Source organism: Achromobacter sp. (assembly GCF_036567245.1).
GTDB lineage: Bacteria > Pseudomonadota > Gammaproteobacteria > Burkholderiales > Burkholderiaceae_B > Achromobacter.
The window spans coordinates 1-14717 of record NZ_DATCUY010000521.1 but is presented as its reverse complement, the minus strand read 5'-3'; the positions used below and the strand labels follow the sequence as shown (position 1 = coordinate 14717).

14 protein-coding genes and 2 pseudogenes are annotated in these 14717 nt (G+C 66.1%); 3 read left to right on the top strand and 13 right to left on the bottom strand.

Translation table 11 applies throughout. The features are described from left to right. The 9 genes and pseudogenes from VIR09_RS22030 to VIR09_RS21990 all read right to left on the bottom strand — a co-directional run. A pseudogene (locus tag VIR09_RS22030) lies at window positions 1–1243 on the bottom strand (hypothetical protein); the annotation flags it as partial. Window positions 1244–1245: 2 nt separating this feature from the next. Continuing rightward, window positions 1246–2052, bottom strand: a complete 807-nt coding sequence (locus VIR09_RS22025) for a CbbQ/NirQ/NorQ/GpvN family protein (protein ID WP_332014783.1) — start codon at window positions 2050–2052, stop codon at window positions 1246–1248. A gap of 69 nt (window positions 2053–2121) precedes the next feature. After that, complete coding sequence (locus tag VIR09_RS22020; RefSeq protein WP_332014782.1) at window positions 2122–3159, bottom strand: aliphatic amidase; 1038 nt, start codon at window positions 3157–3159, stop codon at window positions 2122–2124. Between the two features lie 25 nt (window positions 3160–3184). Beyond that, the gene (urtE, locus tag VIR09_RS22015; protein ID WP_332014781.1) at window positions 3185–3874 is read right to left on the bottom strand and encodes an urea ABC transporter ATP-binding subunit UrtE; all 690 of its coding nucleotides are present in this window, start codon (window positions 3872–3874) and stop codon (window positions 3185–3187) included. A gap of 14 nt (window positions 3875–3888) precedes the next feature. After that, window positions 3889–4650 (bottom strand): urea ABC transporter ATP-binding protein UrtD, encoded by a 762-nt coding sequence (gene urtD / locus VIR09_RS22010; RefSeq protein WP_085947826.1) that lies wholly within the window; start codon window positions 4648–4650, stop codon window positions 3889–3891. A 32-nt stretch (window positions 4651–4682) separates the two neighbouring features. Then, a complete protein-coding gene (gene urtC, locus VIR09_RS22005; protein WP_332014780.1) occupies window positions 4683–5729 on the bottom strand; it encodes an urea ABC transporter permease subunit UrtC in 1047 nt (348 codons plus the stop codon). A 4-nt stretch (window positions 5730–5733) separates the two neighbouring features. Further along, window positions 5734–6636 (bottom strand): urea ABC transporter permease subunit UrtB, encoded by a 903-nt coding sequence (urtB, locus tag VIR09_RS22000; RefSeq protein ID WP_332014779.1) that lies wholly within the window; start codon window positions 6634–6636, stop codon window positions 5734–5736. A gap of 68 nt (window positions 6637–6704) precedes the next feature. Further along, window positions 6705–7898, bottom strand: a complete 1194-nt coding sequence (gene urtA / locus VIR09_RS21995; protein ID WP_332014778.1) for an urea ABC transporter substrate-binding protein — start codon at window positions 7896–7898, stop codon at window positions 6705–6707. Window positions 7899–8252: 354 nt separating this feature from the next. Beyond that, the gene (locus VIR09_RS21990; RefSeq protein ID WP_332014777.1) at window positions 8253–9176 is read right to left on the bottom strand and encodes a LysR family transcriptional regulator; all 924 of its coding nucleotides are present in this window, start codon (window positions 9174–9176) and stop codon (window positions 8253–8255) included. 100 nt (window positions 9177–9276) lie between these two features. Here VIR09_RS21990 and pcaD point away from each other — a divergent pair, with 100 nt between their 5' ends. Next, window positions 9277–10074, top strand: a complete 798-nt coding sequence (gene pcaD / locus VIR09_RS21985; protein ID WP_332014776.1) for a 3-oxoadipate enol-lactonase — start codon at window positions 9277–9279, stop codon at window positions 10072–10074. Between the two features lie 7 nt (window positions 10075–10081). On the opposite strand, the gene VIR09_RS21980 is transcribed toward pcaD, so the two are convergent. Further along, a complete protein-coding gene (locus VIR09_RS21980; protein ID WP_332014775.1) occupies window positions 10082–10984 on the bottom strand; it encodes an NAD(P)/FAD-dependent oxidoreductase in 903 nt (300 codons plus the stop codon). A gap of 124 nt (window positions 10985–11108) precedes the next feature. Here VIR09_RS21980 and folB point away from each other — a divergent pair, with 124 nt between their 5' ends. After that, complete coding sequence (folB, locus tag VIR09_RS21975; RefSeq protein ID WP_013391106.1) at window positions 11109–11468, top strand: dihydroneopterin aldolase; 360 nt, start codon at window positions 11109–11111, stop codon at window positions 11466–11468. A 2-nt stretch (window positions 11469–11470) separates the two neighbouring features. Beyond that, window positions 11471–12439, top strand: coding sequence for a tRNA 2-thiocytidine(32) synthetase TtcA (gene ttcA / locus VIR09_RS21970; RefSeq protein ID WP_332014774.1), 969 nt, complete (start codon window positions 11471–11473; stop codon window positions 12437–12439). Window positions 12440–12506: 67 nt separating this feature from the next. Here the strand turns inward: ttcA and VIR09_RS21965 are convergent, their stop codons facing one another. The 3 genes and pseudogenes from VIR09_RS21965 to VIR09_RS21955 all read right to left on the bottom strand — a co-directional run. Then, complete coding sequence (locus VIR09_RS21965; protein ID WP_332014773.1) at window positions 12507–13463, bottom strand: D-2-hydroxyacid dehydrogenase family protein; 957 nt, start codon at window positions 13461–13463, stop codon at window positions 12507–12509. A 63-nt stretch (window positions 13464–13526) separates the two neighbouring features. Beyond that, window positions 13527–14327, bottom strand: coding sequence for a DsbC family protein (locus tag VIR09_RS21960; RefSeq protein ID WP_105559594.1), 801 nt, complete (start codon window positions 14325–14327; stop codon window positions 13527–13529). Between the two features lie 142 nt (window positions 14328–14469). After that, window positions 14470–14717: pseudogene (locus tag VIR09_RS21955) on the bottom strand (ubiquinone biosynthesis protein UbiH); the annotation flags it as partial.

Genomic DNA, 14717 nt, shown 5'->3' with positions numbered 1-14717 from the left:
AGGCCAGGCGTTGCGCAGGACCGGCGGGCGCGGGCGGCGGCGTGCCATTCCAGCCGGGCAGCTTCTCGATCACGGTGCACCAGTCCGGCCGGCTGCGGCCCAGCTTGTAGTCCCATTCGGGATAGCGATAGCGCCCCAGTTCCGTTTCGCCAGCAGCTTGCTGGACGTCGTCCTGCCCTTGCGGCGCCGCATCGCGAGGTTCGGGCGCCATCCCCTGCGAGCCCAGGGTCAGCGCAGGCGCCGGATCGGCCGCCTCGCCGTAGTCCCACAGATAGGCGTTGTCGTCACGGTAAGGGACCGGCACGGCGTATTGCTGCGGATTGAAGCGCACCCGCATCTGGCCCAGGTCGTTCGCCAGCACCGACGCCAGGCGGCGAAAGGCCGCCGTGTCGCGCAGGTCGGCGGACTGCGCCTCGAACAAGGCCCGCGCCTTGTTCACCCAATGGTTGTCGTCGCGCAGCGACGGGTCCATCAGCAGGCGGCTCATGCGCTGGATCAGCGCCGCGAATCCCAGGTCCGACGGATCGGGCGGCGGCGGCGCGAACGGCAGGAACCAGCGGCGCACGCCAGGATATTCCACGGCCAACAGCCGCTCCACCCGCGCGTCCTCGATGGCGGACGCCACCGCCACCCCCATGGGCTTCAGGCTCGCGACCGGCTGCGCCGCCAACGAATAGCGCAGATGGGCCGCCGCATGCGCCACGGCCGCGCGGTGCAGCGCCCAACGATCGGCGCCGTCCAGCACGGTGTAGCTGTCCGGCACCAGCAGATGCGTAGGCGCGAGAATGGGACGGGAAGGCGGACCGTCCAGCGCCGGACGCTGCAAGGCTTCGACCGCCATGGCCCTGCCCGAAAGGCCGCACAACAGCCATGACAGCCGCGCCTGCGCGGCTTCCAGCTCCTGCGCGCCCGCCTCGCCGTTCAGGGCCTCGCGCGCATAGGCATCGCGCAACTGGAAGTAGGCGCGCAGCAAGGCGGGTTGGCGTTCGTAGCGCCGCAGGCCCGCCAGCATCCAGCGCCCCAGCCCGCCCGCCGTCAGCTTCGCCATCAACTGGTCGAGCCGGTCCGCCACGGCTGCGGCGCACTCTGGGTCTTCGTCGTGCAGCAAGTCGATCCAGCGCCGCGCCTCCGCGGCCTGGTCCTCGCCGCTGCGCACGGCCAGGCGGCGCAACTTGTCATCCAGCGTGCCCGCCAGGCGTGCGCCGGCGCCGACTCCCTCCCCCGCGGACAGGACAGCTCGCATGTTCATTCCAGGTTGGCGTCGACCAGCGCCCGCAGCGCCGCCGCCATGTCGGGGTCGTCCGTCAGCGCGCGCGTCATCGTCATGTCGCAGCTCTCGGCGGGACTGACGCCGTCGCGGATCAGGATGCCGGCATAGATCAGCATGCGAGTGGACACGCCTTCGTCCAGCCCATGGCGCTTGAGCTCGCGTGAACTGTGCGCGATCCGCACCAGCCGGTCCGCCAACCTGGCGGCTATGCCCGCCTCGTGCGCCACGATTTCGGCCTCGTGCCCGGGTTCCGGATAGTCGAAATCCAGCGCCACGAAACGCTGCCGGGTGGAGGGCTTGAGATCCTTGGCGCTGCTCTGGTAGCCCGGGTTGTAGGACACCACCAGCTGGAAGTCCGGATGGGCCCGCACCACCTCGCCCTTCTTGTCCAGGGGCAGGATGCGCCGCGCATCGGTCAGCGGGTGGATGACCACCGTGGTGTCTTGACGCGCTTCGACAATTTCGTCCAGGTAGCAGATGCCGCCATGGCGCACCGCCAGCGTCAGCGGGCCGTCATGCCAGGCTGTGCCGTCCGCGTCCAGCAGGTAGCGGCCCACCAGGTCGGACGCGGTCATGTCCTCGTTGCACGCCAGCGTGACCAGCGGGCGGCCCAGCTTCCAGGCCATGAACTCCACGAACCGCGTCTTGCCGCAGCCGGTGGGGCCTTTCAGGATCATGGGCAGCCGATGCGCGTACGCATGCTCATACAGCGCGATTTCCCGCCCGGTGGGACGGTAGAAGGGTTCTTGCGCAATCCGGTAGGTATCGAGCGGAGACGGCACGGTTCATGTCCTTGGGTGGCGTCCGCCCGGCGCGGGAACCGGGCGAACGGGATGGGTGGCTGGCATGCCCTAGCGGTGCTTGGCGGCCTCGTTGGGGATGCCCTCTATCGGGCACTCCGGCGTGCCCACCGTGGACCGGGTGAAGGACTCGACCATCTTGCGCGTGCCCTCCGGATCGTTGATCCAGTTGGCGTAGAAGTTGTACGGGCAGGCCGCGACGCCCGTGGCCTCCTCGCCGGAATTGATCTTGCCGGTGTAGCCGCGGTGCACCAGCTTGAACAGGTGGTTCTGCGACTGCATGTTCTTGCGCGCGTCGCGGATCAGGCTGGTCGACAGCTCGGCGTACTGCACGCCCATGTCTTCCTCGCCGCATTCGCCCAGGGTGCGGCCGTCGAAGCCGATGATGGCCGAATGGCCGAAATACGAATACACGCCGTCGAAGCCCGCGGCATTGGCCACCGCCACATAGACGTTGTTCATCCACGCCATGGCCTTGGACACCATGATCTGCTGGTCCTTGGCCGGGTACATATAGCCCTGGCAGCGCACGATCAGTTCCGCGCCGCGCATGGCGCAATCGCGCCAGATCTCGGGGTAGTTGCCGTCGTCGCAGATGATGAGGCTGATCTTCAGGCCCTTGGGGCCTTCCGACACGTAGGTGCAATCGCCCGGATACCAGCCTTCGACCGGCACCCAGGGCATGATCTTGCGGTACTTCTGCACGATCTCGCCCTTGTTGTTCATCAGGATGAGCGTGTTGTAGGGCGCCTTGTTGGGGTGCTCTTCGTGGCGTTCGCCGGTCAGCGAGAACACGCCCCAGACGTTGGCCTTGCGGCAGGCGTCGGCAAACACCGCGGTCTCTTCGCCCGGGATGGCCGAAGCGGTTTCGTACATTTCCTTGGCGTCGTACATGATGCCGTGGGTGGAGTACTCGGGGAAGATGACCAGGTCCATGCCGGGCAGGCCGCGCTTCATGCCCACGACCATGTCGGCGATCTTGCGGGCGTTCTCCATCACCTCCGCGCGGGTGTGCAGCCGCGGCATCTTGTAGTTCACGACGGCCACGCCCACGCAATCGTTGCTGCTGGAGATATCTCCATGTCTCATGACAATGCTCCTCGGTGGTTGACGGTCATACCGTCAGGAAAGATCTGACTTTGTCCTGGTCCAGGTCCTCGCGGCAGGCCTCGTGCACGATGCGGCCCCGGTCTATCACCAGGAAGCGGTCGGCCAGGTCCAGCGCGAAGCCCAGCATCTGCTCCGACACGACGATGGCGAAGCCGCGTTCCTCGCGCAGCGCATTCAGGACCCGCGCGATGTCCTTGATGATGGAAGGCTGGATACCCTCGGTGGGCTCGTCCAGGATCAGCACGCGCGGATCGGAAATGAGCGCCCGGGCGATCGCCAGTTGCTGCTGCTGTCCGCCGGACAGGTTGCCGCCCTTGCGCCGGCGCATCTCGTGCAGCACCGGGAAAAAGCGGTACAGGTATTCCGGCACGGCCTTGAGCCCGCTGCGTTCGGCGCCCGTCAGGATGTTCTGCTCCACGGTCAGGAACGGGAAGATCATCCGGCCCTGCGGCACGAAGGCCAGCCCACTGCGCACGCGCTGGTAGCTCTCCATGCCGGCCAGCTCCACGCCGTCCAGCCGGATGCTGCCCGAGCCCGACCGCAACATGCCGATCAGGGCCTTGAGCAAGGTGGTCTTGCCCATGCCGTTGCGGCCCATGATGGCCACGGATTCCCGGGGCGCCACTTCGAAGCACACGTCGTGGACGACGTGGGACTCCCCGTAACTCACATTCAGCTTGTCGATCCGGAACATGGGGTGCCCTCCTTTCAATGGCCCAGGTACACGTCCAGCACGCGCGGATCGGCCTGCACCTCGGCCACCGTGCCTTCACTCAGCAGCCGGCCCTGGTGCAGCACGGTCACCTTGTGCGCGATGCGCTTGACGAAATCCATGTCATGCTCGATGACGACCATCGATTTTCCGCGCGAGATCCGCGCCAACAGCTCGGCCGTCTGTTCGCGCTCGCGCGGACTCATGCCGGCCACGGGCTCGTCCAGCAACAGCAGCTGCGGGCTCTGCATCAGCAGCATGCCGATCTCCAGCCACTGTTTCTGCCCATGGCTCAGGCGGCCCGCCTTCTCCGCCAGGCGGTCCTGCAGGAACACCTGTGCGGCCATGTCCTGGATGCGCTCGCGGATGTCGGCCGTGCGCCGGAACCGCAGCGAACGGACCACGCCGTGCGCGTTCGGCAGCGAGATCTCGAAGTTCTCCAGCACGGTCAGGTCTTCGTAGACCGATGGCGTCTGGAACTTGCGCCCCACGCCGGCACGCACGATGTCGAATTCCGCCATACGTACCAGGTCGCGCCCCTGGAACATCACGCGGCCCGCGGACGGCCGGGTCTTGCCGCAGATGATGTCCAGCAGCGTGGTCTTGCCCGCACCGTTGGGGCCGATGATGACGCGCAGTTCGTCCTGCGCCACGCGCAGGCTCAGGCCGTCCACGGCCCGGAAGCCGTCGAACGAGACCGTCAGGTCCTCGACGCTGAGGATGGCGCCAGGCGCCGGGCGGTCGCTGCTCATGTCCATGCTCGCGGGCTCCTGCAGGTCCAGGGTGGCGCTCATCGCGCGCTCCCCGCGGCGCGGCGCGCCTGGATCTGACCGAACACGCCGGCCAGGCCGTTGGGCATGATCACGACCACCGCAATGAAGATGGCGCCCAGGAAGTACAGCCACACTTCCGGGAAGGTCTCGGACAGATAGGATTTGAGAAAGCCGATCAGCAAGGCACCGACCACCGCGCCGGGAATCGACAGACGGCCGCCGACCGCGGCATAGATCACCATTTCGATCGACGCCACCACGCCGATCGCTCCCGGAGAGATCAGGCCCACCTGCAAGGTGAAGAAGGCGCCGCCGATGGACGACAGGACCGCCGCCACCGCGAAAATGCAGGCCTTCACGTGCGCGGTGTCGTAGCCCGAGAAGCGCACGCGGTCCTCGCGGTCGCGGATGGCGATCAGGATCTTTCCCAGCCGGCTGCGCACGATCGCCAGCGCCGCCAGCATCGCCACGATCAGCGCGCCGGCCTCGATGAAGTACAGCGCCTGCTTGCCATCGTCGCCGACGATGTCCCAGCCCAGCAGCGTGCGGAAGTCGGTAATGCCGTTGGCGCCGCCCGTGTCTCCCTGCTGGCCGATGATGAGCACGGTCAGCGTCATCGCCAGGGCCAGCGTCACGATGGCGAAGTACACCCCGCTGACCCGCTTGCGGAAAATCGCCAGGGAAAACAGATAGGCGGCCAGGCCCGGCAGGACCACGATCAGCAAGAGCGTCAGCGTCAGCGAATGGAACGGCTGCCACCAGACCGGCAGGCTCTCCACGCTGCTCCACACCATGAAGTCGGGCAGTTCCGGCGCCGAGGCCTCCAGCTTCAGGAACATGGCCATCATGTAGCCGCCCAGGCCGAAGAAGATGCCTTGCCCGAGGCTCAGCACGCCGCTGTAGCCCCAGGTCAGCACGATGCCTATCGCCACGAAGGCGAACGCCATGTACTTGCCGATCAGGTTCAGCCGGAATGGATCCAGCGACAGGGGCAGTACAGCCAGGATCAGCGCCGCGACCAACAGGATCGCGATCTCTTCGGTTTTCCGGTGCAGGGCCTTCATCGCATCACCCCCGAGTCTTGTTGGCGAACAGCCCGTTCGGGCGGAAATAGAGCACCACGATCACCAGGACCAGGATCGTGACCTTGGCCATCGAGCCGCTCATCAGGTACTCCAGCGTGGTCTGCGACTGCGCGATGGCCAGGCCGGAGAACGCCGTTCCCAGCAGGCTTTGCACGCCGCCGAACACCACCACGATGAACGAGTCGACGATGTAGAGCTGGCCGGTGCCGGGGTTGGTCGACCCGATCATGGTGAAGACACAGCCGGCGATGCCCGCCAGGCCGGAGCCCAGCGCGAAGGTGAGCGCATCCACGCGCCGCGTGTTGATGCCGACGGCGCCGGCCATCGCGCGGTTCTGGGTGACGGCGCGCACCCGCAGGCCCCAGGCGCTGCGATACAGCAGCAGGTACACGCCCACGGCCACCAGCAACGTCAGGCCGAGAATGAAGATGCGGTTCAGCGGGAACTGCAGGTCGGGCGTGGGCTCCCACGCGCCGCTGAGCCAGGAGGCCAGCGGCACGCTGACCTCCTGCGCGCCGAATAGCGAGCGATAGGCCTGCTGCAGGATCAGGCTCAAGCCCCAGGTCGCCAGCAGCGTGTCCAGCGGACGGTTGTAGAACCAGCGGATGAAGCCGCGCTCAAGCACATAGCCGAATGCGAAGGTGACCAGGAACGCCAGCGGAATGGCCGCGAACAGATAAACGTCCATCCAGCCCGGCGCCCAATGCTGGAACGCCACCGAAACCAGATAGGTCGTGTAGGCCCCCATGGCCATCAGTTCGCCGTGGGCCATGTTGATGACGCCCATCAGGCCGAACACGACGGCCAGGCCGATCGCCATCAGCAGAAGAATGCTGAAGAGGCTGATCCCGTTGAAAAGCTGCATTGCCGCGATATCGAGATTCATGGTCACGTTCCAGGCTGCGCCGGCGGCAAGGCCGCCGGCCATGGGCTTGCGCGCATCGCAAGCGCGGGCTACAGCTTCGGGAAGGGATTGGGTTCGATCAGGTCCGCCGATTCCCACACGATGTCGAACTGCCCGTCGGGCCTGGCCTTGCCCACGCGCACCTTCTTCCAGACGTGGTGGTTGGTTTCATGCACGCGCACGGTGCCCTCCGGCGCTTGCAACGTCAGCCCCGCCGAGGCCGCGATCACCTTGTCGGGATCGAACGAACCGGCCTTCTCCACGCCGAGCTTCCACAGGTACACGCTGTTGTAGGCAACCTCCATCGGGTCGCCGATGACGCGGTCCTGGCCGTACTTGGCCTTGAAGGCGCGGACGAACTTTTCGTTGGCCGGATTCTGCAGGCTCTGGAAATAGCCCATGCAGGCGTAGTAGCCCGCCGCATTGTCCTTGCCGATGCCTTCGATCTCGTTCTCCGACACCACGGTGGACAACAGCACGACGCGCGTGCCGTCCAGGCCGGCTGCGCGCAACTGCTTGTAGAACGCCACGTTCGAGCCGCCCACCACGGTGCTGTAGATGCACTCGGGCTTGGCCGCCTTGATCTTGTTGATGATGGAAGAGAATTCCGTGTGCCCCAGCGGCGCGTACTCTTCGCCCACCACCTTGGCGTTCATGCGCGCGATGGCCGGCTTGGCGATCTTGTTGCAGGTGCGAGGATAGATATAGTCGGAGCCGACCAGGAAGAAGGTCTTGCCCTTTTCACGCGCCATCCATTCCACCGCCGCGATCACCGACTGCGTGGCTTCCTGCGACGGGTAGAACACCCGCGCGTCCTGCTCCTGGCCCTCGTAGTAAGTGGGGTAGTAAAGCAGGCCCTTGCTGCGCGCCAGCACCGGCAGCAACGCCTTGCGCGAGGCCGAGGTATAGCAGCCCACGATGGCCGCGACCTTGTCGCGGTCGAGCAGCTTGCGCGCCTTCTCGGCAAACACCGCGTTCTCGCTCGCGCCGTCCTCGACCACGGGTTCGATCTTGCGGCCCATCACGCCGCCCGCGGCGTTGATCTCTTCGATCGCCAGCTTCTCCGCGTCCACCAGCGACGCCTCGGCGATGGCGATGGTGCCGGACAGGGAATGCAGCAGGCCCAGTTTGACGGTGTCTTGGGCATAAGCCTGGCGGGGCAAGGCTGCCATCCCCGATGCGGCACTCAGTAGGACCATGGAGCCGCTGTGCTGCAGAAAGCGGCGGCGGTTGTATACGCTCATCGTTGCGCTCCTGTGCGTTTCTGAAGGCAAGCCTCCGGCCGGGGCTTGCACGCAAGCCCTGAACTGCCCGGGATTGGACAGGCGCCATTGCCCACCACATCACGACGACTGCCGTCCGCCCGCAGCGTCCACGTTTCTTCAGGCAAAGCTGAGCCCACGGCGCAGCGAAACGCCATTCGAAGGAAAGCGATGGACAAACGGAAAACGAAAAGGCCCGAGCCGGAAATTCCGGCTCGGGCCTTTTTGCCCTACGCCTGACTGGCAACACTGGCAGTCGGCGAAAATTTGAAGACGAACTTGCGTCTGGAAGGCATTCTGAAGAAGCGTGTGGCGCTATGCCATGCGTATTTTCCCTTAGCGGCTGCGGTGCGATGCCAAGGCGCGGCGCAAGGCTGGCGCGGCATCCTGCAGAGCTTGCCACAAGCGGTTCGAAACCGGGCCTTGCGCCCGGTCCGTGCGTCGCGCCGCCACCAGTTCTTCGACGCTGCCGGGAAGATGGCGGTTGGCGATGGAAAGCAGACTGCCGTCACGCAGTTCATCGTCGATGAGAAAGCGCGGCATATGCCCCCAGCCCATGCCCTGCACAATGATCTCCTTCTTCATCAACTGGTCCGCCACCGTGCATTGGCGCGCGCCTTGCACCGTGAAGTAATCCTGCGGCGGCATGTGCCTCGCGGTATCGCGCATGACGCATTGCGTGTAGTCGCGCAGCAGCGCAGGTTTGATCGCGCGCGGCATGGGGTCCCGCAGAAAGCCCGGCGCCACGACGGGCACGAAAGGCACCTTGGCCAAATCGACCCATTCGATGCGGGCGTCGTTCTTGTCGACGCGATGCAGGATGAGGTCGGCCTCGCCGTCGTAAAGGCGTTCCAACGGCCCGGACACGGCTTCGAAGTGCAGGTCCAGGCGCGTGGCCGGACAGTCCGCGAAGAAGCGGCTCAACAAGCCCAGCACATAAGGACGCGGACAGAAATCGCCGATCACGATGCGCAGTTCGGTTTCCTCGCCCATGGACAGTTGTTCGGCGTGCGCGCGCAAGGCGATCAGTTCGCGCAGCAGCGATTGGGCACGCGCGTGGAAGGAATGCCCCGCGGCAGTCAGGCTCACGCGGTAGCCGCTGCGATCCAGCAAGGCCAGGCCCAGCTGACGTTCCAGCTTGGCCACGGCGGCGAACACCGCCGGGTGCGAGCGGTGCAGCATTGCTGCGGCCGCCTGGAAGCCGCCGGCGCGCACCACAGCGTCGAAGCATTGGAGGTCGTGCAGCGTGAATTCGCTCATGTCCGTTTTTCCGACAATGATTGTGCGAACTTTGTAATTTTTTCTTGATTGGCGCGCAACTACGATTTTCCTCATGCGCAATCACATGAGGCCAACCATCATGCAAGACGTTTCTTACTTCACCGCCGGCGACGACGCCCGCATCGCCTACCGCTACGACGGGCGCGCAGACCTGCCCACGCTGGTGTTGGCGAACTCCATCGGCACCACGCTGCACATGTGGGACGCGCAGATACCCGCGCTGACCCGCCACTTCCGCGTACTGCGTTACGACTATCGCGGGCATGGCGCGTCCAGCGTGCCGCAGGGTCCTTACTCGCTGGACCGCCTGGGCCGTGACGTGCTGGAGCTGCTGGATGGACTGGGCATCGAGCGCGCGCATTTCCTGGGGCTGTCGCTGGGCGGCATCGTCGGCCAGTGGCTGGGGGTGCATGCTCCTGAGCGCGTCGGCCGCCTGATCCTGAGCAACACTTCAGCCTATCTGGGACCGGCGCCGCAATGGGACGAACGTATCGCCGCCACGCTGCGGGCGGAAGACATGACGGAAACGGCCGAGACTTTCCTGAGAAACTGGTTTCCTGAGTCCTGGTTACGAGCAGGCAACCCGGCCGTCGATCCGTTCCGCGCCATGCTGCTGAGTAACGCCAAGCATGGCTTGGCGGGTGCATTCGCGGCCGTGCGGGATTTCGACCTGCGCCGGACCATCGTCCTGATCCCCAATCCGACGCTGGTCATCGCCGGCCAGCACGACACGGTCACCGCGGCCAGCCATGGCGAACAGATCGCCGCGACCATTCCCGGGGCCAGGCTGCTGACGCTGCCGGCCGTGCACTTGGCGAACATCGAATTGCCCGGGGCGTTCGAAGCCGCGGTGGTGGAATTCCTGCTCGAAGGCTGAACGCGCCCTACTCCGCGCCGCGCTCCCAGCGGCGCTGGATGGCCTTGGCCGCGACCACCCCGTCGGCCATGGAGGTGACCACGCAGGGATGCATGCGGTGCGCCACCTCGCCCACGGCGTAGATGTCGGGCACGCTGGTCTCGGCGGTGGCAAAGTCCGTGCGGATGTAGCCGCGCTCGTCGCGGGCCAGGTGCAGGCCGTCGGCAAAGCCGGCCTGGGGCTCCCAGCCGTAGAAGACCAGGATCAGGTCGTACTGCCTGCCGTCCACGCTACGCGTGGCGGGGTCCACCTTGTATGGGCCGATATGCACGCCTTCGCGGCCGGCGCGCGTCACCCATTGCTGCTGGGCGCGGACGCTGCGGGCATAGAGATGCACGCTGCGGGCGCCGCGGTTGCGCACGTAGACATAGTTTTCGAAGGCATTGTCGCCCCCGCCCAGCACGGCCACCGACAGGCCCGAGTAGTCCTGCGCCACGATGGGCGAACCGGGACCGATCAGCACGCCCGGCCAGGATGCGCCCGGTGCATGGTCCGGCAGGCCCTTGGCGCGCACGCCGGAGGCGATTACCAGGGTGCGCCCGCGGACCAGGGATTGGGCGCCATCCGGGCCGGCCAGCGTAGCCTCGATGCCGCCCTTGCAGGGACGCACCCCGGTTACGCGGGTTTCCAGGCGCAGCGGCACGCCGGCCGCACGCACGCTGGCGTCGATATTGGCGGCCACCTGCTGCCCGGTGACGCCCGGCAGCACGGCAATCCAGTCGTCGGCGAAGGGGTTGTCATTGCCCAGCCCGCCGAGTCGGGGGCCGGCCTCGACCAGTAGCGGGGACAGGCCCAGCCGCGCCAACCACAGGGCGCAGGAGGCGCCGGCCGGGCCGCCGCCTACAATGACCGAATCGTGCATCTGTTGCATTTCACCCCTTATTGACTGCGCCGGCGCCTCGCGGACGCCCGGACATGGCCGGATTGTAGCCAGCGCGCCGCCCTCGTTCCGCTGTCGCCTTACAATTCCGGGCTACCCCACCCAGGTTTTCATCATGCCTACACGCCGTATCATTCTTTCCGGGCTCGCGCTCGATGCCCGCATCGGCATCCTCGAGCACGAGCGCCGCGCCACCCAGCCCCTGCATGTCGACGCCGAATTCGACGTGGACATCCAGCGCTCGGTCGACGACCACGACATCCACAGCGTGCTGGACTACCGCCGGCTACGCGAGGCCATCGTGGAAGAATGCACGCAGGCGCACGTGAACCTGATCGAAACCCTGTCGGAACAGGTCGCGGCACGCCTGCTGGCCGACTTCCAGGAAATCCGCGCGCTGCGCCTGCGCATCAGCAAGCCCATGGCCTTTTCCGACTGCGCGGCGGTGGGCGTGGAAATCCAGATCACGCGTTGACCATGAACGATATCGCTACCCCCGAAGTCCGCTTTCGCACCGAGGCCGAAGAAAAGGCCCGCCACGAAGGCAACAAGCTGACCAAGCGCCTGGCGCGCGAAACCACCCGCGCCCTCTCCGACTACAACATGATCGGGGAAGGCGACCGCGTGATGGTCTGTCTGTCCGGCGGCAAGGATTCCTATGCGATGCTGGACATCCTGCTGCAGCTGCAGAAGCGCGCGCCCTTCAAGTTCGAGCTGATCGCGGTCAATCTGGACCAGAAGCAGCCGGGCTTTCCCGACCATATCCTGCCCGAGTATCTGAAGACGCTGGGCGTACCCTTCCACATCGAAACGCAGGACACGTATTCCATCGTCACGCGCGTGCTGGAAGAGGGCAAGACCATGTGCTCGCTCTGTTCGCGCTTGCGCCGCGGCATCCTGTACCGCGTCGCCTCCGAGCTGGGCGCCACCAAGATCGCGCTGGGCCACCACCGCGACGACATCCTGGGCACGTTCTTCCTGAACCTGTTCTATGGCGGCAAGGCCAAGGGCATGCCGCCCAAGCTGGTGTCCGACGACGGCCGCCACACGGTGATCCGCCCGCTGGCCTATGTGGCCGAATCGGACCTGATCGCCTACGCCGAACTCAAGCAATTCCCCATCATCCCGTGCAATCTCTGCGGTTCCCAGGAAAACCTGAAGCGCAAGGAAGTGGGCCGGATGATCAAGGACTGGGACAAGCAGCATCCAGGCCGCTCGTGGAACGTGTTCAACGCGCTGTCGCGCGTGGTGCCGTCGCACCTGATGGACCGCGACCTGTTCGACTTCGTGGGCCTGAAGCCCACGGGCGTGCCGGACGCCAATGGCGACACGGCGTTTGACGCGGTGGATCCCGACGAAGACGGCGACGACGCGTGTGGCGACACGCCGAATGCGCTGGAACCGGGCGCGATCATCGAAAAGAAGGTGACGTTCACGCGCAGCTGATATAACCCGTTGCGCACAAAAAAAATGGCCGCGTCATTGCGGCCATTTTTTCGCCTGCGACGCATGGCTACGCGTTCAGCACGCGGATCGGTTTGCCCGCCTGGAACGCCTTCACGGCTTCCAGCGCGTTTTGGTAGAACGCCTCGAAGTTCTCGCGGCTGACATAGCCCAGATGCGGAGTCAGGATCACGTTGTCGAGATCGCGGACGGTGTCGGTGGGCGATAGCGGCTCTTCCGCGTATACGTCCAGGCCCGCGCCCGCGATACGGAACTTCACCAGCGCGTCCATCAGCGCTTCCTGATCCACCAGGCCGGCGCGCGACGTGTTCACCAGATAGGCGGTGGGCTTCATCGCGGCCAATGCGGCGGCGTCGACCACATGGCGGCTGCGGTCCGACAGGATCAGGTGCAGGCTGACGACGTCCGACGTTGCGAAGAGTTCGTGCTTGTCCACCCGCTTGACGCCAGCAGCCTCGGCGCGCTCGTCCGTCAGGTTGGGGCTCCAGGCCACCACGTCCATGCCAAACGCCTGGCCCACCTTGGCCACGGCAGCGCCCAGCTTGCCCAGGCCCAGCACGCCCAGCCGTTTGCCGGCCAGAGGCTCGGGCATGGCGGTTTGCCACATGCCGCGGCGCATGGCCGCGTCTTCGGCGGGCAGGTGCTTGAACAGGCCCAGGATGTGCGCCCAGGCCAGTTCGGCCGTGGCGGTGCTGGCGTCCGCGCTGCCGGGCGCGCCGCACACGACGACGCCCTGCGCGGTGCAGGCCGGCATGTCGATCGCGTTGTTGCGCATGCCCGTCGTGACCAGCAGGCGCAGTTTGGGCAATGCGCGGATGCGCTCGGCGGGGAACGGCGTGCGCTCGCGCATGGCCACGATCACGTCGAAGGGCTCAAGCGTGGGCTCGACCTGTTCGTCCGGGATGAAGTTGTTGAAGATCTGCACCTCGGCGCCGCCGCCCAAAGAGGTCCAATCCGCATAGCGCCGGGCTACGTCGTGGTAATCGTCGAGAATTGCGATTTTCAAGTGGGGTCTCCGGGTGGCGTGGCGCTAGCCGCGCCAGCCTACCCGGCCGGCGCGCGGCGCCGGTCAGTTCAAACGGGCATTGAGTTGGTCAAGCGGGATCGCCCCGCTGACGCGCGAACCGTCGGCGAAGAACAGCGTCGGCGTGCCGCGCACCATCAGCTTGTGGCCCAGGGCCAGCAGCTTGTCTTCCGGCACGTCGCAACGGGCGGTCGCGGGCTTCTTGCCGCGCACCATCCAGTCGTCCCAAGCACGGCCCTTGTCGGCCGCGCACCAGACGTCACGCACCTTGTCCTTGGAATCGGGCGACAGGATCGGGTACATGAAGGTGTAGACGGTGACGTTGTCCAGGTCTTCCATCGTCTTGCGCAACTGCTTGCAATAGCCGCAATTGGGATCTTCGAAGATCGCGACCTTGCGCGAGCCGTCGCCCTTGACCTGCTTGATGGCCAGGTCCAGCGGCAGCTGGTCGAACGAGACGGCGCTGAGCTTTTCTTGCGATTCGCGGGTAACGTCGCGGCGCGTCATGGCGTCGATCAACGGCCCTTCCATGACCCAGGTGACCTTTTCGTCCGTGTAGATCAGGTCCATGCCCAACTGCACTTCAAACAGGCCATAGGGCGTGCGGCGCACGGCCGTCACGTCCATGCCGGTGAACCGCTGCTGGAAACGTTCCTTGACGGCATCCGCAACGGGATCGACCTGCGTGGTCGAAACGCTTTTTTCGTCCTTGCCAGGCTGACCGACGGACTGCGTGGACACGGACTTGTCGCCCTTGGCGGGCGCCTGCGCCAGCGCCGTGGCGGACAACCCCAGGCCACCGGCCAGGAAACAAGCCGCCAGCGTGGCGGAGATGCGGAAGTTCATCAGTACTCCTGTACTTATCGTGTTCTTTGGACGCAAGCGTAACGCATCCCGGCAGTGCCGGCGGGGACGGGTCCGAACGCCGCGCGAATGCCTGTCAGACTGCCGCCCCGGGCCAAGGTTCAACGGCCCGCCGCGGCAGGACTCAATTGGCCGATGCGCCGGCGATCAGGCGGCGCTTTACCAACGGCGCCTTTTCGACCCAATGCATGCCGGCGTTGCGCAGCCACACCAGCGGCGTGGCGCGGGACGCGAACAGCTTGTGCAGGCCGTCGGTGGCCAGGCGCATGGCCAGCACCGGCTCGGCGCGCGCGCGTTGGTAGCGATGCAGCACGCGCAAGTCGCCCGCCGCGCGATAGGCTTCGCGGCCGGCGACGACGCGGGCCAGGGCTT

Bases quoted from the DNA above. Each gene is read 5' to 3' on its own strand.
- VIR09_RS22020 (WP_332014782.1), bottom strand. From the start codon at position 3,159: ATGAGACATGGAGATATCTCCAGCAGCAACGATTGCGTGGGCGTGGCC.
- urtE (WP_332014781.1), bottom strand. From the start codon at position 3,874: ATGTTCCGGATCGACAAGCTGAATGTGAGTTACGGGGAGTCCCACGTC.
- urtD (WP_085947826.1), bottom strand. From the start codon at position 4,650: ATGGACATGAGCAGCGACCGCCCGGCGCCTGGCGCCATCCTCAGCGTC.
- urtC (WP_332014780.1), bottom strand. From the start codon at position 5,729: ATGAAGGCCCTGCACCGGAAAACCGAAGAGATCGCGATCCTGTTGGTC.
- urtB (WP_332014779.1), bottom strand. From the start codon at position 6,636: ATGAATCTCGATATCGCGGCAATGCAGCTTTTCAACGGGATCAGCCTC.
- urtA (WP_332014778.1), bottom strand. From the start codon at position 7,898: ATGAGCGTATACAACCGCCGCCGCTTTCTGCAGCACAGCGGCTCCATG.
- VIR09_RS21990 (WP_332014777.1), bottom strand. From the start codon at position 9,176: ATGAGCGAATTCACGCTGCACGACCTCCAATGCTTCGACGCTGTGGTG.
- pcaD (WP_332014776.1), top strand. From the start codon at position 9,277: ATGCAAGACGTTTCTTACTTCACCGCCGGCGACGACGCCCGCATCGCC.
- VIR09_RS21980 (WP_332014775.1), bottom strand. From the start codon at position 10,984: ATGCAACAGATGCACGATTCGGTCATTGTAGGCGGCGGCCCGGCCGGC.
- folB (WP_013391106.1), top strand. From the start codon at position 11,109: ATGCCTACACGCCGTATCATTCTTTCCGGGCTCGCGCTCGATGCCCGC.
- ttcA (WP_332014774.1), top strand. From the start codon at position 11,471: ATGAACGATATCGCTACCCCCGAAGTCCGCTTTCGCACCGAGGCCGAA.
- VIR09_RS21960 (WP_105559594.1), bottom strand. From the start codon at position 14,327: ATGAACTTCCGCATCTCCGCCACGCTGGCGGCTTGTTTCCTGGCCGGT.